Annotated in this window: 17 protein-coding genes; 9 read left to right on the top strand and 8 right to left on the bottom strand. The window is 61.2% G+C overall.

What is annotated here, in order from left to right; genetic code table 11:
* Nucleotide 1: 1 nt before the first annotated feature.
* Together ACA067_RS22715 and ACA067_RS22710 are read right to left on the bottom strand one after the other, a co-directional pair.
* The gene (locus ACA067_RS22715) at nucleotides 2–1,975 is read right to left on the bottom strand and encodes a MacB family efflux pump subunit (protein WP_497458593.1); all 1,974 of its coding nucleotides are present in this window, start codon (nucleotides 1,973–1,975) and stop codon (nucleotides 2–4) included.
* Nucleotides 1,976–3,148: an efflux RND transporter periplasmic adaptor subunit gene (locus ACA067_RS22710; RefSeq protein WP_497458592.1), complete on the bottom strand. Its 1,173-nt coding sequence runs from the start codon at nucleotides 3,146–3,148 to the stop codon at nucleotides 1,976–1,978.
* A 422-nt stretch (nucleotides 3,149–3,570) separates the two neighbouring features.
* Here ACA067_RS22710 and ACA067_RS22705 point away from each other — a divergent pair, with 422 nt between their 5' ends.
* From ACA067_RS22705 to ACA067_RS22685, 5 genes are all read left to right on the top strand, one after another.
* The gene (locus ACA067_RS22705) at nucleotides 3,571–4,053 is read left to right on the top strand and encodes a sigma-70 family RNA polymerase sigma factor (RefSeq protein ID WP_497458591.1); all 483 of its coding nucleotides are present in this window, start codon (nucleotides 3,571–3,573) and stop codon (nucleotides 4,051–4,053) included.
* A 149-nt stretch (nucleotides 4,054–4,202) separates the two neighbouring features.
* On the top strand, nucleotides 4,203–5,540 hold the full coding sequence (locus ACA067_RS22700; protein WP_497458590.1) for a lysine N(6)-hydroxylase/L-ornithine N(5)-oxygenase family protein: 1,338 nt from the start codon (nucleotides 4,203–4,205) through the stop codon (nucleotides 5,538–5,540).
* A gap of 332 nt (nucleotides 5,541–5,872) precedes the next feature.
* Nucleotides 5,873–6,286 carry a response regulator gene (locus ACA067_RS22695; protein WP_497458589.1) on the top strand — a complete coding sequence of 138 codons (414 nt, stop codon included), beginning with the start codon at nucleotides 5,873–5,875 and terminating at the stop codon, nucleotides 6,284–6,286.
* A gap of 109 nt (nucleotides 6,287–6,395) precedes the next feature.
* Entirely contained in the window at nucleotides 6,396–7,031 is a 636-nt protein-coding gene (locus tag ACA067_RS22690; protein ID WP_497458588.1) for a response regulator, read from the top strand.
* The gene (locus ACA067_RS22685) at nucleotides 7,032–10,268 is read left to right on the top strand and encodes a transporter substrate-binding domain-containing protein (RefSeq protein ID WP_497458587.1); all 3,237 of its coding nucleotides are present in this window, start codon (nucleotides 7,032–7,034) and stop codon (nucleotides 10,266–10,268) included.
* A gap of 3 nt (nucleotides 10,269–10,271) precedes the next feature.
* Here the strand turns inward: ACA067_RS22685 and dkgB are convergent, their stop codons facing one another.
* Entirely contained in the window at nucleotides 10,272–11,075 is an 804-nt protein-coding gene (gene dkgB / locus ACA067_RS22680; protein WP_497458586.1) for a 2,5-didehydrogluconate reductase DkgB, read from the bottom strand.
* Nucleotides 11,076–11,301: 226 nt separating this feature from the next.
* Nucleotides 11,302–12,210, bottom strand: a complete 909-nt coding sequence (locus tag ACA067_RS22675) for a LysR substrate-binding domain-containing protein (RefSeq protein WP_497458585.1) — start codon at nucleotides 12,208–12,210, stop codon at nucleotides 11,302–11,304.
* A 119-nt stretch (nucleotides 12,211–12,329) separates the two neighbouring features.
* Between ACA067_RS22675 and ACA067_RS22670 the strand changes: the two genes are divergently transcribed.
* From ACA067_RS22670 to ACA067_RS22660, 3 genes are all read left to right on the top strand, one after another.
* Nucleotides 12,330–13,199, top strand: a complete 870-nt coding sequence (locus tag ACA067_RS22670; protein ID WP_497458584.1) for a pirin family protein — start codon at nucleotides 12,330–12,332, stop codon at nucleotides 13,197–13,199.
* A 125-nt stretch (nucleotides 13,200–13,324) separates the two neighbouring features.
* Nucleotides 13,325–13,951, top strand: a complete 627-nt coding sequence (gene ycaC, locus ACA067_RS22665; protein ID WP_497458583.1) for an isochorismate family cysteine hydrolase YcaC — start codon at nucleotides 13,325–13,327, stop codon at nucleotides 13,949–13,951.
* Between the two features lie 182 nt (nucleotides 13,952–14,133).
* Entirely contained in the window at nucleotides 14,134–15,576 is a 1,443-nt protein-coding gene (locus ACA067_RS22660) for a mechanosensitive ion channel domain-containing protein (protein WP_497458582.1), read from the top strand.
* Here the strand turns inward: ACA067_RS22660 and ACA067_RS22655 are convergent.
* The gene (locus ACA067_RS22655; RefSeq protein ID WP_497458581.1) at nucleotides 15,524–15,949 is read right to left on the bottom strand and encodes a hypothetical protein; all 426 of its coding nucleotides are present in this window, start codon (nucleotides 15,947–15,949) and stop codon (nucleotides 15,524–15,526) included. The genes ACA067_RS22660 and ACA067_RS22655 overlap by 53 nt on opposite strands.
* 206 nt (nucleotides 15,950–16,155) lie before the next feature.
* On the opposite strand from ACA067_RS22655, the gene ACA067_RS22650 reads away from it, so the two are divergent.
* Entirely contained in the window at nucleotides 16,156–16,596 is a 441-nt protein-coding gene (locus ACA067_RS22650; RefSeq protein ID WP_497458580.1) for a carboxymuconolactone decarboxylase family protein, read from the top strand.
* A 10-nt stretch (nucleotides 16,597–16,606) separates the two neighbouring features.
* Here the strand turns inward: ACA067_RS22650 and ACA067_RS22645 are convergent, their stop codons facing one another.
* From ACA067_RS22645 to ACA067_RS22635, 3 genes are all read right to left on the bottom strand, one after another.
* Nucleotides 16,607–18,199, bottom strand: coding sequence for a DHA2 family efflux MFS transporter permease subunit (locus ACA067_RS22645; RefSeq protein ID WP_497458579.1), 1,593 nt, complete (start codon nucleotides 18,197–18,199; stop codon nucleotides 16,607–16,609).
* Complete coding sequence (locus ACA067_RS22640; RefSeq protein WP_497458578.1) at nucleotides 18,196–19,317, bottom strand: HlyD family secretion protein; 1,122 nt, start codon at nucleotides 19,315–19,317, stop codon at nucleotides 18,196–18,198. Before ACA067_RS22640 ends, ACA067_RS22645 begins: the two co-directional genes overlap by 4 nt.
* A gap of 97 nt (nucleotides 19,318–19,414) precedes the next feature.
* A complete protein-coding gene (locus ACA067_RS22635; RefSeq protein ID WP_497458577.1) occupies nucleotides 19,415–20,179 on the bottom strand; it encodes an AraC family transcriptional regulator in 765 nt (254 codons plus the stop codon).
* Nucleotides 20,180–20,199: the final 20 nt, after the last annotated feature.

Below are 20,199 nucleotides of genomic sequence, written 5' to 3'. Positions count from 1 at the left end.
ATCATTCACTGGTAAGGGCCGTGACCGGGTCGAGCCGGGCAGCTTTACGGGCCGGCATGAAGCCGAAGACAACACCGGTGACCAGGGCGCAGCCGAAGGCGCCGAGCACCGCTATCAAGGAGAACGCGACGGCGACTTCGCTGAGGATCAGCACGCCGCCGACGATCAGCGCCAGGGCAATCCCGGCGAGGCCGCCGACCACCGAGAGCATCACCGCTTCGGTGAGGAATTGGCGCAGGATGTCACGCTGACGGGCGCCGGTGGCCATGCGAATGCCGATCTCCCGGGTGCGTTCGCGTACGGTCATGAGCATGATGTTCATCACGCCGATGCCACCCACCAGCAGTGAAATCGCGGCAATCGAGCCGAGCATCAGCGACAGGGTGTTTTGCGTGCGGGCCTCGGCCTGGATCATCGCTGCGTTGTTGGTCAGTTCGAAATCCTTTTTGCCGTTGTGCAGGCGCAGCATCAATTGCTCGATGGCGTGTTCCGTCTCCTTGACCTTGCGCGCATCGGCGGCGGCGATGGCCACGTATTCGGGGTTGTGGCTGCCGAACAGCCGTACACTGGCGGCGGAGTAGGGGATGGCGATGCGGTCGTCGCTGTCGGAGTCGCCGGAGCTGGCGCCTTTTTCGGCGAGCACGCCGACCACCTGGAACGGCACGTTCTCGATCAGGATGTACTGGCCGATCGGGTTGGCGACGTCCTTGAGCAGCTTGGTCCGGACCTTGTGCCCGATCACTGCGACTGCCGCGGCATTGCGTTCATCTTCCTGAGTGAAGTAGCTGCCCTCAACCACCGGCCAGTTGAAGATCGCCGGGAAGTTGGTGTCGTTGCCGCCGACGTAACTCAAGTGGTCGAGGTTGCCGAAGCGCACCCCGGCTTCCTGGCCGTTGACCGGCATGATCCGTGTCACCTGCGGCAGGCTGGCCACTGCGGCGACGTCGTCCAGGGTGACGATGCCCAATGGCGTTCGTGGATTCGGTGACGAGCCGCTGAGATAAATGATGTTGGAGCCGAACGCGCCCATCTGCGCCATTACCTGACGCTTGCTGCCTTCACCGACCGCCAGCATGACCACCACCGACGCGACGCCGATGATGATCCCGAGCAGCGTCAGCGCCGTGCGGAAGCGGTTGATCCACATCACCCGCCAGGCCGCTTGCACCGCATCCACCAACTCGCCTTTCCAGGCGCCGGTGGCTTCGGAACCTTCCGTCAGACGCTTGCGCAGATCCACCGCTTGCAACGCACCGGGATTGGCCGAGGTTTGTACGTCGGGATTGTCCCGGGCGCTGTCACTGATGATCAGCCCGTCGCGAATTTCGATGATGCGCTTGGCCCGCGCCGCGACTTCGCGGTCGTGGGTGATGAGGATCACCACGTGACCCTGGCTCGCCAGTTCGTCGAGTAGGGTCATGACCTCGGCGCCGCTATGGCTGTCGAGGGCGCCGGTGGGTTCGTCGGCGAGGATGATATGGCCGCCGTTCATCAAGGCGCGGGCGATGGACACCCGTTGTTGTTGGCCGCCGGAGAGCTGGTGCGGACGGTTGCCGGTGCGTGAGGCCAGCCCGAGCCGGTCGAGCAGGGCAGCGGCGCGGGCGTGACGTTCGGCCGCCGGCAAGCCTGCGTAGATCGCCGGCATCTCGACGTTTTCCTGGGCCGAGCCGGAGGGAATCAGGTGATAACCCTGGAACACAAAGCCAAAGGCTTCGCGGCGCAGCCAGGCCAGTTCATCGCTGTCGAGGGCGGCGACGTTTTCCCCGGCGAAGCGGTATTCGCCCGATGTGGGGCGGTCGAGGCAGCCAAGAATGTTCATCAGCGTCGACTTGCCGGAGCCGGAAGCACCGACAATCGCCACGAATTCCCCGGCGTGGATCGACAGGTCGATGCCGCGCAACACGTGAACTTCAGGTGAGTCGCCACCGCCGTAGGCTTTGCGGATGTCCTGCAGGTCGATCAGGGGCGTCAGCATTCAGCCGCCACTCCCGTCGGCTGGACCGATCAGCAAGTGATCGCCTTCCTGCAAGCCGTCGAGGATCTGCACCCGCAGGCGATCGCTGATACCGGTGCGAACGTCGCGTTGCTCGACGCGGCCGTTTTTCGCGACGACCTGGGCGGTCTGGCTGTCCGTTTGCGTGCCGGCTTGCAGGGCCGCAATGGGCGCGGTGAGGACATTTTTCGCCTGGTCGGCGACAAAAAATACTTGAGTGGTCATTTCCGCCATCAGTGCGTTGTCGGCGTTATCGACGTCGAGCAACACGGTGTACAGCACCACGCGCGCGCTGCCGCTTTTGCTCGAACTGGCCGGGCTGCCACCGCCCTGGCTGGTCTGGTCCAGCGGCTTGGGCGGCACCGGCAGGATTTGCCGCACGGTGCTGTTCCAGCGCCGCTGGCCACCACTGAGGGTGGTGAACCACGCCGTCATGCCGGGTTTGACGTGACCGATATCGGCTTCCGAGACTTCGGCCCAGACGGTCATCGGCGACAACTTGGCGATGCGCAGAATCAGCGGCGTTTGTTGCTGGGCGTTGAGGGTCTGGCCGACTCGGGCATCGAGTGCGACCACGGTGCCGCTCATGGGGGCATAGATTCGGGTGTAACCGAGTTCGGCCTGATCGCTGCGCAGGCTGGCCTGGGCCTGGCGGATCTGCGCCTGGAACATGTCGATGCGGGCCTGGGTGGCGCGCAGTTCGGCCTCGGCGGTCTGCACGTCTTCTTCGCGGGTGGCGCCGCCAGCCTTGAGGTGCTGCTGGCGCTGATATTTCTGTCGGGCGAGGTCGTGCTGCGCCCGTTGCTCCTGCAGCTGCGCCTTGAGGTTTTCGATGGAAAAGCGTCCGGCGTCGAGTCTGGCCTGTTGCGTGGAGGGATCGATTTCCACTAGCAGCTGGCCTTCCTTGACGACATCGCCGACTTCCACGTGGATCTTCTGGATCTGCCCCGACGCCTGGGCACCCACGTCGACATAACGCCGCGGTTGCAAAGTGCCCAGGGCCGTGACGCTGCTTTCGATATCGCCCCGGGTCACGGGGACGGTGGCGAACTGGTCGCGACCGGGGGGGATGATCTGCCAGGCGGCGACGGCGATAACGGGGATCAGACACAGTGCTGCAAGCAGGGCGCGTCGGGTCTGTCGGGGACGTTTCATGCAGGGTTCCGGCCAATGAGTATCGGCCCGTCGTTCAGTTGAACACTGCCAGGAGTCGGCAGGGACGGGGAGCTGTCCTGTAAACGATGAAAGCGGCCGGGAATTTAGCCACAGACATATGGCGTAACACCTGTAGGTGCTGTCTGTAGGAGCTGTCTGTAGGAGCTGTCGAGTGAAACGAGGCTGCGATCTTTTGATTTTTTTAAGATCAAGATCAAAAAATCGCAGCCTGCGGCAGCTCCTACAGGTGAAGTGGCGGCGCCAACGTGACTATTTATCGGGCAGGACAAAGCAATACTTTAAATCTATATGAGAATTACTATAAATTACGCGACTCAAACTGCCACTATCGTGCCACTGCCTGTTTCGGGGGTTGTCGCGGTGGCTCAAGGATAGAAACCGCACGGGTGCGGCCGGGAGTCATGTTGGAAAACTACTATCGCGAGCTGGTGTGTTTCCTGAACGCCAAGCTGGGCAACCGTCAGGTGGCCGAAGATGTGGTGCATGACGCTTATCTGCGGATACTGGAGCGCTCCAGCGACACGCCGATCGAGCAGCCCAGGGCATTCCTTTATCGCACCGCGCTGAATCTGGTGATCGATGACCATCGGCGCAATGCCCTGCGTCAGGTCGAGTCGCTGGAAGTGCTCGACAACGAAGAACGCTACTTCACCCCCTCGCCGCATAACAGTCTCGATCACGGCCAGCGCCTGGACATGCTCCAGCGCGCCCTGGCGGAATTGCCGCGGCTGTGCCGCGAGAGTTTCCTGCTGCGCAAGATCGAGGGTTTGTCCCACCCCGAGATCGCCGAACAGCTGGGGATTTCCCGGGCGCTGGTGGAGAAGCACATCGTCAATGCGATGAAGCATTGCCGCGTGCGGATGCTGCAATGGGATGCGCATTGATCCGTTCTGATTCATAAAGAAACAATATTAAATTTTGTTTCATTGTCCTCGTTCCCTATCAACAGACGATCTGCTGTCCTGCTCCAGGCCGGTCAGGTCATTCAGGCTTACGCCCCGCTGCTGGGGGGTTCATCCAGAGGACACTGGAAATGACACAGGCAATTGCATCGCCCATCGTTCACGACCTGATTGGCGTCGGTTTCGGCCCTTCGAACCTGGCGCTGGCCATCGCTCTGCAAGAGCGTGGGACGAGCCAGGGCGAGCTGGATGTAGTGTTTCTCGACAAGCAGGCCGATTATCGCTGGCACGGCAACACCCTGGTGACCCAGAGCGAGTTGCAGATTTCCTTCCTCAAGGACCTGGTGACCCTGCGCAACCCGACCAGCCCTTACTCGTTCGTCAATTACCTCAAGCACCACGGTCGCCTGGTGGACTTCATCAACCTCGGCACCTTTTATCCGTGCCGCATGGAGTACAACGATTACCTGCGCTGGGTCGCCGCGCAGTTCGAAGCGCAGAGCCGTTACGGTGAAGAAGTGCTGACGATCGAGCCGGTGTTGCACAACCAGCAGGTCGAAGCGCTGCGGGTGATCTCGCGCGACACCCAGGGTCAACAGCACGTTCGCACCGCCCGTTCGGTGGTGGTCAGCGCCGGCGGCACCCCGCGCATTCCCGAAGCGTTCAAGGCGCTGAAGAATGACAGTCGCGTATTCCATCACTCCCAGTACCTGGCACAGATGGCCAGGCAGCCGTGTGTGAACAACCAACCGATGAGCATTGCGATCATCGGCGGCGGGCAGAGCGCGGCGGAAGCCTTCATCGACCTGAACGACAGCTACCCGTCGGTGCAGGTGGACATGATCCTGCGCGGCTCGGCACTGAAACCGGCCGATGACAGCCCGTTCGTCAACGAAGTGTTCTCGCCGGAATTCACCGACCTGGTGTTCCAGCAGGCGAGCAGCGAGCGCGAGCGTCTGGTCAACGAGTACCACAACACCAACTATTCGGTGGTCGACATCGACCTGATCGAACGCATCTACGGCATCTTCTACCGGCAGAAAGTCTCGGGCATCGCCCGTCATGCGTTCCGCACCCTGACCACCCTCGAAAAAGCCACCGCCACCGAACGCGGCATCGAACTGGCCGTGCGCAACAACGCCACCGGTGAAGTGACGGTGCGTCATTACGATGCCGTGGTGCTGGCCACCGGTTACGAGCGGCAGATGCACCGCAAGCTGCTGGCGCCACTGGAACACTACCTGGGCGATTTCGAAGTGGATCGCAACTACAAACTCATCACCGACGAGCGCTGCAAGGCCGGCATTTACATGCAGGGCTTCTGCCAGGCCAGTCATGGCTTGAGCGACACCTTGTTGTCGATCCTGCCGATTCGTGCCGATGAGATTGCCGGTTCGTTGTATGACCATGGCAAGGCGCGTGGGCAGGGGCGGTCGGTGATGGATGTGTTGCTCGCTACTGCCAGCTGAAATATCTAGCGCCTATTAAGCCGCCTTCGCGAGCAAGCTCGCTCCCACAGTTGATCGATGTCGTACACAAACTCTGTGTTCACAAAAGATCCCCTGTGGGAGCGAGCTTGCTCGCGAAGAGGCCCGAAAGAACAATACAAATTCTGCCCCTTAGCCCTACCTTAAGAACCCCGCAATTCCCCCCCAACCCAGCCTTTACTCGCTCGCCACCGACATCCCTACACGACACCGGATCAGGCGTTCCTGTTTTTAGGAATAGTCCTACAGAAAGCATGCCGGCTCTTGCGTAGTCTTGTGCCCTCGCGAAACTCACACCCTGCCGGGGGCCTCTGTTGTCGAACAAAGCATTACGTATCCTGATTGCCGACGAGCAACATTTTCAGCGGATGAGAATCGAGCGCCTGTTCAACCGGCTCGGCTATTGCCGGGTGGCACCGGTGCAAAACCTGGCGGAGCTGCTGACGCTGGTCGACTACAGTGGCACGCCATTCGATCTGGTGGTCATCAATGCCTCGTTGGCCGGCGGCGCGCTGGACTTGCTCGATTTTTTCCTCGATCACCCGCAGGTTCATTACGCCTTGATCTACGACGGCCAACAGGCGCATTTGCCGCCGATCCCGGCCTGCGGGCAGCAGAAGGTTCAAGTGAGCCATGGATCGCTGCCCGAACTGGCGTCCATTGAACGGGTGATGGCAATCATCGATCGCTCACTACCGTTCGTCGGCACTGTCATTTCTGTCAGGTAGATTCACCCGAAATTCCATGCAACAGTCTCTGCGCAGCCGTTGTGTTAACCCGGGCCTGGCCCAAGGGCATTGATTGCCCGTTCGTAGTGCCTTTGCACAGGGAGTTGCCATGAAGTCAGCGAAGTCAGCGCTGATAGCGGACGATCATCCGGTGGTTCGCGCTGCAGTGAAAATCCTGCTTGCACAGGAGGGGTTCAAACAGATCTACGAGGTGTCCAGCGGTAACGAGGTCTTGCCGATGATCCGCGAGCATAAACCTGATCTGGTGGTGCAGGATCTGATCATGCCCTCGTTGGACGGGCTTGATGTGCTGGCACGGATCCAGGCCGGTGACGTGCCGTGCCGGGTCGTGGTGTTCACCTCCCTGGAAGGCCTGTTTTATCAGGATCGTTGCATGCGTGCCGGTGCCGCGGCGTATGTGTCCAAGGCCAATGACCTGGAACATCTGCACAAGGCCGTGCAAGCGGTCATGGCCGGTTATAGTTATTTCGCCAGGCTACCTACGAGCTCGGTGTCGCTGAATAGCTTGCAACGCAGCGAAAAAGAGTTGATCGACAATCTCTCCGACCGGGAATTGACGATCTTTCAGTATCTGGCCCATGGCATGAGTAACAAGGCAATCGCCGAAATCATGAACCTGAGCCACAAGACGGTCAGCACCTACAAGACCCGGACAATAGAAAAGCTCAATGTGGAATCCCCGGTGCACCTGAGGGATTTCGCCCTGCGTAATCATTTGATCTGAATGAGAACCTTGCGGCGTTGGCGCAGCCTGATCATCCTCCTGCTACCCGGGGGGCTCTGGATATCGAGTGTCTGTGCGCAGCCGCAGCCGCTGACGTTGCTGGGGCGCTCCAGTGCCGAGGGGCACGCCGTCAAACTGTCAGAGACCGACTCACGCTGGCTGCGGCAAAAGGGCCGATTGGTGCTCGCCGTGTCCGCACCGGATTATCCCCCCTTCGACATCACGACCACTGGCACTGACTACGAGGGATTGACCGCTGACTATGCCGGTCTGCTGCAGCAGCTGCTGCACGTAGAGATCGACGTCCAGCGTTACCCATCGCGAGAGGACGCGGTGCGGGCAATCAAGCAAGGGACCGCGGATTTGCTCGGCACGGCCAACAGTTATGAGGCCGAAAACACAGCGCTGCGCATGTCCAGTGCCTATGCCGTCGACCAACCGGTGCTGGTGACGCGCACAGAGTCATCGCAGCCGCTGGACCCGGACCTGGCCGGCACACGGCTGGCGACGCTGTACCACTATCTGCCTGAGCATGACGTGCAGGCGTTCTACCCCAAGGCCAGCGTCCAATTGTTTCCCTCTACCCTGAGTGCGGTGGGGGCCGTAGCGTTCGGGCAAGCGGACGTCTATCTGGGCGACGCGATCAGCGCCCATTACCTGATCAGCAAGAACTATCTGAACAACGTGCAGTTGGCCGATTTTTCGCGCATGGAGTCCGGTCGCTTTGCGTTTGCGATGGCCCGCGACAATCAACCATTGCATCGCATCGTCAACAGCGCGCTGGCGACGGTGAGCACCAATGAACACATGAACATCCTGCGTCGATGGGGCGCCAGCGGCACTTCCATCCCGGGTACGCAAGCGCTGCGATTGAGCGTGGCCGAGCAGCGTTGGCTCGATCGGCATCCGCGTGCAACCGTGGCAATGAACGAAAACATCCTGCCGATTTCATTTATCGACAGCGATGGCAAGTTCCGCGGCATCAGCGCTGATGTACTGGACAAAATCAGTCTGCGCACCGGCTTGCAGTTCGATATACGGCCTGCCAGATCAATCGCCGAGATGTTGGAGTCGCTCAAGACCGGAGAGGTCGATCTGGTGGCGGGGATAAGCCCCAGTATCGAACGTGAGGCCGAGTTGCGCTTCACTCGCCCGTTTCTCACCAGCCCGAATGTGCTGGTGACTCGCTCGGGGCCGAACAATCCCACGACCCTGGATGAAATGGCCGGCAAAACCCTGGCGGTCACCCAGGGCAACAGTGCCGGTGAATTCATTCGTCAGCATTTCCCGCGGATCAGGCTGGTCAATGCACCCTTGACCGCGGATGCGATGGACATGGTCGCCCGGGGCAAGGCTGACGGCGGTATCAACTCGTTGATCGCTGCCCGCTACATGATTTCCCGGCGCTACCGGGATCAGCTGCGGGTGACCAGCACCGTCGGCACCGATCCCGCCCGCAGTACCCTGGCCACCCGTCGCGACGCCGTTGAACTGCATTCGATCCTGGACAAGGCGTTGCTCAGTATCGCCCCCGAAGACATCGATGACCTGACCCTCTATTGGCGCAATGATCTGATGGTGGAGCAAAGCTTCTGGCTGCGTCATCGCCAGGCCATTTTCCAGGCATTCGCCGGCGCTGGCGCCTTGTTGGTGCTCGCCCTGGTCTGGATCGGTTACCAGCGTCGGCAGATCCGCCAGCGCCAGCTGTTGCTCAGCCAACTGCAGGACGCCAAGGACGCCGCCGACGAGGCCAATCGAGCCAAGACCACGTTTCTGGCGACCATGAGCCATGAGATCCGCACGCCGATGAATGCCCTGATCGGCATGCTCGAATTGGCGCAGAAGCAGGCGCAGGAGGGCGTTGCCGACCGTGCCGCGATTGAAGTGGCATCGACTGCCGGGCAACAATTGCTGGCGTTGATCGGCGACATCCTGGACATCGCCCGCATCGAATCCGGGCATTTGTCGCTGACCCCTGACCGAGCCAACCTGCGGATGCTGGTGGAGTCGGTGTGTCGGGTTTTCGAGGGCCTGGCACGGCAGAAGAGCCTGGAGTGGCGAGTTGATCTGGATCCGCACAGCAACTGCGACGTATTGATCGATCCCACGCGCTTCAAGCAGGTGCTGTCCAATCTGTTGAGCAATGCCATCAAGTTCACCCACGAAGGTGAAGTGAGCCTGACGCTGCGGGTCGAGCCTGTCCTGTCGGGGCAGCTGGCGGTCAGTGTGTGCATCGAGGACAGCGGTATCGGCATCGGCACCGTGGATCAGCAGCGGTTGTTCAGTCCGTTCGTCCAGGGCGGCAACAGTCAGCAGTCCGGCCGCAGTGGTTCCGGCCTGGGGTTGGTGATCAGCCGCTCCTTGTGTGAAATGATGGGCGGTCGCTTGCAGCTCGACAGCGTTCTCGGGCGGGGCACCCGGATCGACGTCAGCCTTGAACTGGTGACGTTGCAACCCTTGCCTTCGCGCGAGTCGCCCGCCAGCGAAGTTCAGGTGCCCACCCGGCCGCTGGTGATTCTGGTGGTGGACGATTACCCGGCCAATCGATTGTTGCTGTCACGGCAGCTGAGCTTCCTGGGCCACCAGGTGCTCGAGGCCGAGGACGGCGAGCGCGGCTTGGCGCAATGGCGCGAACATGAATTCGATCTGATCATTACCGACTGCAACATGCCAGTGATCAGTGGTTATGAACTGGCGGGGGCGATACGCGATGACGAGCGGGCTCAAGGCTTGCAACCGACGCTGATTCTGGGGTTTACCGCCAATGCGCAGCCCGAGGAAAAGATCCGCTGCGTCGAAGCGGGGATGGACGACTGCCTGTTCAAACCCATCCGGCTGGCCGATCTGAGTGCATGGTTGGCATCGAGGTTTGCGGGCGAATGGCCCAGGGTGATCGCAGCACCTGCAACGGCCGAGATCGACCTGAGCGGCCTGGAACACTACGTCGGTGCAGACCGTGAGCTGATCGAACAATTGCTGCGCGATCTGGCCGTGACCAACCGCGATGACCGCGAGCTTCTGCTGCAGCTGCACGCCAGTCGCAATCTCCACGACTTGCCGAAACTCGCGCACCGGATCAAGGGCGGCGCGCTGATGGTTCGCGCGGCCAGGCTGATCCAGTGTTGCGAGCAACTGGAGCGGGCCTGTGGCGAGGGCCGCGCGGCACTGATCGACGAGGCCGTCGATCAGTTGCAACAGGCCATGACGCGCCTGGATCAACGCCTTGCACAGGGCTGAGGTTTAATCCCAGTCCGGGGCAATACCTTTGGGGCTGGTCAAGCGTTGGCCGCGCTCCAGGCCAGCGATCAAGGCCATGTCGGCGTCGCTCAATTTCATCGCACTGGCTTTCATGTTGCTGGCCAGGTTGGCGCGCTGGGTGGACGAGGGAATCACGGCGTAACCCCGTTGTACGGCCCAGGCCAGGGTGACCTGTGCCGGCGTCGCCTGCAGGCGATCGGCGATCTGCCGGATGACCGGGTCCTTGAGTACTTCACCGTAAGCCAGGGTCATGTACGAGGTGATCCGAATGCCCTGGCTTTGCGCGAACTCGACGACCTTGCGGTTTTGCAGGTATGGGTGCAGTTCGATCTGGTTGGTGGCGATGTTCTCGGCACCGACCGCAGCGATCGCCTGCTTCATCAGGTCGACGGTGAAGTTGGACACGCCGATCTGCCGGGTCAGGCCGAGTTCTTTGGCTTCGAGCAGGGCGCCCATGAACTCTGCCACCGGCACCTGGTCTTCCGGCGACGGCCAGTGGATCAGGGTCAGGTCCAGGTAGTCGGTCTGCAGTTTCTGCAGACTCTCCTTGAGGCTGTCGATCAGGCGGTCCCTGGCGAAATTGGCGACCCAGATCTTGCTGGTGATGAACAAGTCTTTACGGGCAATGCCGCTGGCGGCTATGGCTTGGCCGACCTCGGCTTCGTTCTCGTAGATTTGCGCGGTATCGATGGCCCGGTAGCCGAGCTCAAGGCCAGTGCTCACCGAATCGATGACCACCTGGCCTTGCAAGCGAAACGTACCCAGACCGAATGCGGGAATAGACATCAATGACTCCAGGGGTTGCAGTGGGAATGGACACGAGTATCCCCGGCTGCATCCTTGAGAAAAACCGCTGGATCGGCAAAGCAATGTTTACCGCAAGTCACGAATCAAAAGATCGCAGCCTCGTTTCACTCGACAGCTCCTACCAGGTGGTATGCGATCCTCTGTAGGAGCTGTCGAGTGAAACGAGGCTGCGATCTCTTGATCTTAAGCTCTACCCCCCGCAGCCCTAAGCAATATCACTACGGCTGAACTCCTCCCCCAAAAAGTCGATCAACGTCCGCACTGACGGCAGCAAACCGCGGCGCGACGGGAATATCGCATGGACGATCCCGCACCTGGGGGCCCAGCCCGGCACCAGCTCCACCAGGCGTCCGGCGGCGATGTCATCGCGCACCACCACGTTGGGCAGGTGGGCGATGCCGATTCCCGCAAGCACCGCGTGACGCAGCGCCAGCAGGTCATCTGTAACCATCCGCGGCGCATGTCGAATCACCGCACTGGCGCCATCGGTGCCGAACAGTTCCCACTGATATTCACGCTGCGCCGCGCCCCAATGCAGGCTCGGCAGACCGCTGAGGTCGGCCGGGGCAGCGGGTGCCGACAGGTGTTCGCAAAAGGCGGGGCTGCCCACCAGGCTCTGGGTGCTGTTGCCCAATACCTTCATCACCATGTCGGTGTTTTCCAGCGGCGGAAAGCGCACCCGCAGGGCGATGTCGAAACCTTCGTGGATCAGGTCGACCCGGCGGTTGGTGCTTTCGATGAACAATTCCACCAGGGGGTACTTGAGCATGTAGCGGGTCAGCATCGGCCCGACCCAGGAATTGAGCAGGGCGGTGGGGCAACTGATGCGTACCAGCCCCTGGGGTTCGGAGCGGTTGCGTTCGATCAGTTCGGCGGCGCTTTGCGCTTCCACGCGCATGGCCAGGCAGCGCTGGTAATAGGCCTGGCCGATTTCAGTCAGCGAACACTGCCGGCTGGTGCGGTGCAGCAGGCGCACACCGAGGCGCTCTTCGAGCTCGGCGATGCGTCGGCTGAGCTTGGACTTGGGCATCTCCAGTGCCCGTCCGGCCGGGGCGAAACCGCCGTGTTCCACCACTTGGGTGAAGTAGTAGAGGGTGTTGAGATCTTCCACCATCGTTCTCCATATAGAACGCTAAGGCTGATTTTTGCAGTCTAGTGCATCAAAGGTTGTGGTTTTAAGCTTTATCCATCGCATCACACCACAGCTTTCCGCAACAGAATTGGAGAGGCAGGATGAAAAACATCATCGGTATCTACACCAGCCCACGCACCCATTGGGTCGGCGACGGCTTTCCGGTTCGCACGCTGTTTTCCTACGACAACCTGGGCAAACACATCAGCCCGTTTTTGCTGCTCGATCACGCCGGTCCCGCTGATTTCACCCCGACCACCGAACGGCGTGGCGTTGGTCAGCATCCGCACCGCGGTTTTGAAACCGTGACTATCGTCTACAAGGGCGAGCTGGAGCACCGCGACTCCACCGGCAGCGGCGGCAGGATCGGCCCCGGCGACGTGCAATGGATGACCGCTGCCTCGGGGATTCTTCACGAAGAATTCCACTCCGAAGGTTTCGCCAAAACCGGCGGCACCCTGGAAATGGTGCAGCTGTGGGTCAACCTGCCGGCCAGGGACAAAATGGCCGACGCCGGATACCAGACGATTCTCGATGGCGACATCCCGAGCATCCCGCTCAAGGACCAGGCCGGCAGCCTGCGTTTGATCGCCGGTGAATTCGACGGCCACACCGGCCCGGCGCGGACCTTCACGCCGATCGATGTCTGGGACCTTCGCTTGAACGCCGGCAAGTCGCTGACCCTGGATCTGCACGAAGGGCGCAACACCGCCGTGGTGGTGCTGCGCGGCACGGTTCAGGTCAACGGTCGGGAGCCGGTGCGGGAAGGGCAGTTGGCGTTGTTCGAGCGCGACGGCCATCAGCTCAGCCTGGAAGCCAACAACAACGACGCCGTGGTGTTGCTGCTCAGCGGCGAACCGATTGACGAGCCGATCGTCGGTCACGGTCCGTTCGTGATGAACACCGAGCAGGAGATTCACCAGGCCTTTGCCGACTTCCAATCGGGCCGTTTCGGCCGGATGAGCGGTTGAATCAATGCAACAGCGCTGTGGCGTGCCAGGTTTGACTGACTACGCTTGCCTGGCCGAATTTGACGAAAAAACAGGTTCACTCACGCCGGCTCCGTCCGGCATCGATTAAAAGCGAGGATTTCCCCATGACTACTGCTTACAAACGTCTCGACAAGGATAACGCCGCCGTTCTGTTGGTGGATCATCAGGCGGGCCTGCTGTCTCTGGTGCGCGACATCGAACCGGACCGTTTCAAGAACAACGTGCTGGCCCTGGCTGACCTGGCCAAGTACTTCAAGTTGCCGACCATCCTCACCACCAGTTTCGAAACCGGCCCCAACGGCCCGCTGGTGCCCGAGCTCAAGGCGCTGTTTCCGGACGCGCCGTACATCGCCCGTCCTGGCCAGATCAACGCCTGGGACAACGAAGACTTCGTCAAGGCGATCAAGGCCACGGGCAAGAAACAACTGATCATCGCGGGCGTAGTGACCGAGGTGTGCGTGGCGTTCCCGGCACTCTCGGCGTTGGCTGAAGGCTTCGATGTGTTTGTGGTGACGGACGCTTCCGGGACCTTCAACGAACTGACCCGTCAATCGGCCTGGGACCGCATGTCGTCCTCCGGTGCGCAATTGATGACCTGGTTCGGCCTGGCCTGTGAGCTGCATCGCGACTGGCGCAACGACGTGGAAGGCTTGGGCACCTTGTTCTCCAACCACATCCCGGACTATCGCAACCTGTTTACCAGCTACAACGCGCTGACCAACAGCAAGTAACCCGTAACAACGTAGGCCCCCTGTGGGAGCGAGCTTGCTCGCGATAGCGATCGATCAGTCACTGCAACGTTGACTGACAGGCCGTCATCGCGAGCAAGCTCGCTCCCACAGGTTTTTGTGTTGTTCTGAAGGCATCAATTACTCCTACACTGTGCCCATCCGTACATGGCTGGAGTTGCTCGATGTTGTCCCTGCTCACCGATCATCCACTGGTCTGCGCGCTGGTCCTGATCCTGATCGATCTCGGCCTGTGGCGGTTGATCAGTGCCAATGGCAGTAACTGGAAACTGGTGGTGCGGCTGGTGATTTTCTCGCTGTTCAGCGTCGTGTTGTTCAACGAAGGCTTGAACCCGCTGGAGCCGGCGCCCTGGGCTGACAACATCCCGCTGCACCTGGCAGCGATCGGTTTGCAGATCGGTTGGTGGCTGTTCGGCGCGCGAACCCTGACGGTGCTGATCGGCGCGGTGATGATGCAGCGGGTCGGGCACACCGGGCGGCTATTGCAGGATCTGCTCGGTGCAGTGATCTTTTTGATCGCCGTCATCGCTGCCCTGGCGTACGTGCTCGAGCTCCCGGTCAAAGGCGTGCTGGCCACGTCCGGAGCGTTGGCGATCATCGTCGGCCTGGCCTTGCAAAGCACCCTCAGTGACGTGTTCTCCGGGATCGTCCTCAACACCACCAAACCCTATCAACTGGATGACTGGATCTCCATCGACGGCACCGAAGGCCGGGTCACCGACATCGACTGGCGTGCCACGCGCCTGCAAACCGCCCAGGGCAGCATGGCGGTCATTCCCAACTCGCTGGCGGCCAAGGCCAAGATCATCAACTTCAGCCGCCCGAGCGACATTTTCGGCGTCTCGATCAGCCTGCAACTGAGTCCCCACGCGCGTCCGAACACGGTGATCGAAGCCCTGGAACGGGCCATGCAGGGCTGCCGCCAGTTGCTGAGCAAACCGGCGCCCAGCGTCTCGTTGAAAAGCGCCAGCAGCGCCGGGATGGAATACGAAATCAGCGGTTTCGTCGAGTCCATGGATCAGAAGCGCGTGGTGCGCAATCAGCTGTACGACCTGGCGTTCCGACACTTGCACGCCGCCGGCGTCAGCCTGTTGTCGAGCGTCGAATCGAATGCACCGGCCAATCTGTCACGGCCACGGGCATTGCTGGATACCTCGAACATTTTCTCGACCCTGCGTCAGGAAGAGAAGGAAACCTTCAGCCAGAACATGACACTGCAAACCTTCCGCGCCGGGGAACTGATCCTGGCGGCAGGGGAGGTCAGCGATCATTTGTTCATCATCGAATCCGGCGTGGTCTCGGTGGAGCTGAGCCGTGGCGGCGTCAATTTCGAGTCCGGACGCATGGGACCGGGCGAGGTGATCGGCGAGGGCGGGATTCTGTCCGATACGGCGCTACCGGCGCAGTTCACCGCCAAGACGTTCTGCAGCCTGTACCGGATCGAAAAGGAATACCTCAAACCCTGCCTGGATGCGCGGCATGACATCAGCGAGGCGATGAAGGCGCTGCTGGATTTCCGCTTGAGCAAGGCTCGCACGCTCACCCAGGAAGTGCCTAAGGTGGCGGAGAAGAAGGGGTTCCTGCAGTGGTTGCGCAATCGAGCGTAGGGGGCCGCAGGTGACGGGTGCGGGTGCAATCGAGTGCGCCATCAGTAGGCGCCTGGCTCACACGCTGTTCACCGACCAGGGTGCGGTCATCACTGTTCCAGTCCTCGAACGGCGTATGTTGCCAAACCATGTCGAGGGGGCCGGCTATCAATATCAATCCTAGATAAGCCAGGGTTTGTCGACGCGTCAGCGGCTTTCTGTGCGCAGCCTGCTGCGCCGCGATCCGGGCGCGGCGATGACCATTGATCTGGGAGAGCAGGAAGGCTTCGCGCGCCTGTTCCGGCATGTCCCACAACAAAGACTCCAGATACCAACGGGATTCGGCATTCGGCGAAGCGGCAACTGGCAAACGCGTTTCGAAGGGGGGCGACATGGACGAGGGTACTCGTGTCCGGCATCCCGGCCGAGTTATCAAGAATGAGTCGCATTCTAATGATGTCGGTGCGGTGATGGCAATTACCCATGCGGACTATTTTCTAGCCCTTCAATTGGCATCCTCGACTTCCCAATAATTGGCTATTTGCTGTCTGTCGGTGCGGGATTAACGTAGCGCCACATCCCTTGTAACCGGAGTCCACCATGCAACCTCGTATCGATTTCTACACGGCTTCCCCCGACGCCCTCAAAGCCATGATCACCCTGGAAGGCGCCGTATCGAAGCTGCCGCTGGAAAAGTCGCTGATCGAACTGGTCAAGCTGCGCGCCTCGCAGATCAACGGCTGCGCCTTCTGCATCGACATGCACACCGCCGATGCAATCAAGGGCGGGGAAACGCCGCGTCGCCTGTTCGCCGTGACCGCGTGGCGCGAGGCGCCGTTCTTCACCGACCGCGAGCGCGCCGCCCTGGCCTGGACCGAATCCTTGACCCAGCTCAGCCTGACCCACGCGCCGGATGAAGACTATGAACTGGCCTCGGCCCAGTTCACCCCCAAGGAACTGGTCGACCTGACCGTGGCGATTTCCACCATCAACAGCTGGAACCGCCTGGCGGTAGGCTTTCGCAAGATGCCTCAGGAGTAACACACACCGCTCAATGAGCATCCGCACTTGGCGCGGCCGGTGGTTGCACCTTGCGCATCAAGGGCACCATCGCCGTGGCGAGTATGAAGCCGGCCATGATCATCAGGAACGCGTCGCCGTAGGTTTGCGTCTGGGCTTCGCGGTAGGTCAGCAGCCAGAGTTGACGCAGGCTGGCAGTCACACCGACGTCGCCGCTCTGGCCAAGAGCGGCGAAGTTATTGCCGACCTGGGACAGCCACTGGTTCAGGGCTTCGTTGCTGCTATTGAGGTTTTCGGCCAGCCGGGTGAAGTGCAGGTTGGTGCGGTCATTGAGGATGGTCGCGCACGCGGCGATGCCGATGGCACCTCCCAGGTTTCGCATCAGGTTGAACAATCCCGAGGCATGCTTGAGCCGTGACGGCGCCAGTCCGCCGAGGGTCAGGGTGACTGCGGGCGGCACCACCAGTTGCTGGGCAATCCCGCGCAAGGCTTGGGGCAGCATCAATTCCTTGGCCCCCCAGTCATGGGTGATCGGGCTGAAATCCCACATCGACAGGGCGAACAGCCCCAGGCCGGTCATCATGATCCAGCGCAGGTCGATGCGGTTGGCCAGGAAGGCGTACAGCGGAATCGCCATGATCTGGAACACGCCGGTGGAGAAAACCGCCAGGCCAATGTCCAGCGCGCCATAACCACGCACCCGGCCGAGAAACAGCGGCGTCAGGTAAATAGTGGCGAACAGGCCAATCCCGGTGACGAACGAAAAGAAGCAGCCGAGGGCGAAGTTGCGGTCTTTCAAGGCACGCAGGTCGACGATCGGATTGGCCACGTGCAGGGTGCGGCCGATGAAGACGAGACCGGCGAGGCCGCTGATCCATGCCGTGGTCAGGATGGTGCTGTCGCTGAACCAGTTCCAGCGCGGGCCTTCTTCGAGGGTGTATTCCAGGCAGCCGAGGAACAGCGCCAGGAACAGCATGCTCAGGTAGTCGGCACCTTTGAGCAGCGACAGTTCCGGCTGGTCGATCTTCACCAGCATCGGCACCGCCACCGCGACGAAAATCCCCGGTACCAGGTTGATGTAGAACAACCAGTGCCAGGACGAAATGTCGGTGATCCAGCCACCGATTACCGGGCCCAGGGTCGGTGCCAGTGATGCCACTGCGCCGATGGTCGCGGCAGCGATCACCCGTTGTTTGCCGGTGAAGAAAATAAACGCGGTGGTAAACACCAACGGGATCATCGAACCACCGAGAAACCCCTGCAGGGCACGGAAGGCGATCATGCTCTGGATGTTCCAGGCCACGCCGCACAGCAGGCTGGCCAAAGTAAAACCCACTGCCGAGGCGCAGAACAGCCAGCGGGTCGAGAACACCCGGGACAGCCAGCCGGACAGCGGAATCACGATGATTTCGGCGATCAGGTAACTGGTCTGCACCCACGCGGTTTCGTCGGTGCCTGCTGAAAGCCCGCCGCCGATATCACGCAACGAGGCGGAGACGATCTGGATATCCAGCAGGGCGATGAACATGCCGATGCACATGCTGGCGAAGGCGAAGACCTTGGTCGCCGTCGCCATGCTCGCCGCATCGAATGGTTGCGCGGGGGCGGCAAGGGCGCGGCTCATGGTGCGCTGGCCACGGCTGGGGTTTCAGGCGCCTGGTGGGTGTCTACTTCAGCGGTCACCGACAGGCCCGGACGAAGATGGCCAAGCACGCCGTCGGCCGGGTCGAGCAGGATCCGCACCGGTACCCGTTGAACGATCTTGGTGAAGTTGCCGGTGGCGTTTTCCGGTGGCAGTACGCTGAATTGCGAGCCGCTGGCCGGTGCGAGACTGTCCAGGTGACCGTGGAATTCCTGTCCCGAGAGCACATCGGCATGGATGATCACCCGCTGGCCGGGGATCATGCGCGCCAGTTGATCTTCCTTGAAGTTGGCGTCAACCCACAGCCCGCGGGCCGGCACGACCGACAGCTGTTGTGAACCGGCCTGGGCGTAAGCACCGACCCGCGCCCGACGATTGCCGATCACGCCATCGATCGGCGCCCGCAGTTCGGTGTAGCCGACATTCAGTTGCGCCAGGTCACGCTCGGCCCGGGCCTGCATCAACGCGGCGCGGGCTTGTTGTTTTTGGGTTTCGATCACGGCCAACTGGCGTTGTGCGGCCAGCAGTTCGGCCTGGGCCCTGGCACTCAATGCCTGGGCAGTCTTGAAGGTGGCATCGGCGCGTTGGGCACTTTCCACCGAGACGGCATTGCTGCTGACCAGGCGTTTGTAGCGTGCGTTGTCATCCCGTGAACGAGCGGTCTCGGCGCCGGCGGCATCGATCCCGGCGCGGGCCTGGCCGATCACCGCGTGCTGCAGTTGTTCGGTGGCGTCGAGGTTGGCGAGCAATGCTTCCTCGGCCGCCACCGCACCTTCGGCCTTGGCCAGGTTGGCGCGGTAGTCACGGGAATCGAGCCGAATCAACACATCGCCGGCCTTGACCTTCTGGTTGTCGGTGACCAGCACTTCTTCGATGTACCCCGCGACCTTTGGCCCGATCACCGTCACGTCGCCGCCAATGTAGGCATCGTCGGTTTCTTCGATGAAACGGCCGGCAGTCCACCAGTGAGTCGCGTACAACCCGGCACCTACCAGGGCTGCCGCGGTGGCAGTCAACAGGAGCACGCGCTTGAACAGGCGAGGCTTGGCGGTGTTCACCGGGACAGCAAGGTCGGATTCAAGGGTGGGCATGCTGGTCATGGAGAATTACCTGTGGGGAGCGGGCCTTTATTACGCATGTAATATGACGGATGTAATATTTAGTGGCAATTGGTTTTTGCTGCCGATCGTCAGGTGTTTATTTCAGCCAGGCACCCGGCGTGACGCCGGTCATGTTCTTGAAGAAGGCAATGAATGCACTGTCGCTGGCAAACCCCAGTTCGAAAGCGCTGTAGCTGATGTTTCGCCCGGTCGCCAGGAGTTCGATGGCGCGCATCAGCCGCCATTGCTGGCGCCACTGTTGATAACCCATGCCGGTTTCCCGCTGGAAGATTCGCCCGATGGTTCGGCTGCTGGCGCCGATCTGACGTTCCAAAACTTGAAGTTCCGGTGGCAACTGTTCGAGCGTTGCGAGCAGCGGTGCCAGACGTTTGTCCCAGGGCAGTGGCAAGAGCATCGGTTGTTGTGCGGCGTCACGGATTTCGCTCAGGCAGAGCGCCAGTAGATGAACGAACTTGCCTCGCTGCCAATCGCTGTCGAAGTCGGCGTCGGCCATCGGCTCCAGCAAGGCCCGCAGCAATGGGCTGACTTCAATCACGCAGGTCTGTTGCGGCAGCTCGGCGCACAACGGGGGAATCAGGTAGATGGAGCGGTAATCGACGCTCTGCTGCATCACGGCGCGGTGGGTAACCCCGGGCGGAATCCAGGTGGCGCGGGAGGGCGGCAACAGGCATAACTGTTGTGCCAGGGTGATACGCGTACAACCCTGACGAGTGAACAGCAGCTGCCCCCGTTGATGTTGATGCACGCCTGAATCGTGATCGCCCAGGGTTGCCGCGATGCCGATGACGGGTGCCGGGTAGCTGTCGGGGTCGAATCGCGCGCGGGCATCGAGCCATGCCATGGTTTGTCCGATTACATCGA

It is taken from the genome of Pseudomonas sp. LBUM1674 (genome assembly GCF_059695635.1).
This window is presented reverse-complemented; position numbering and strand designations above follow the sequence as displayed.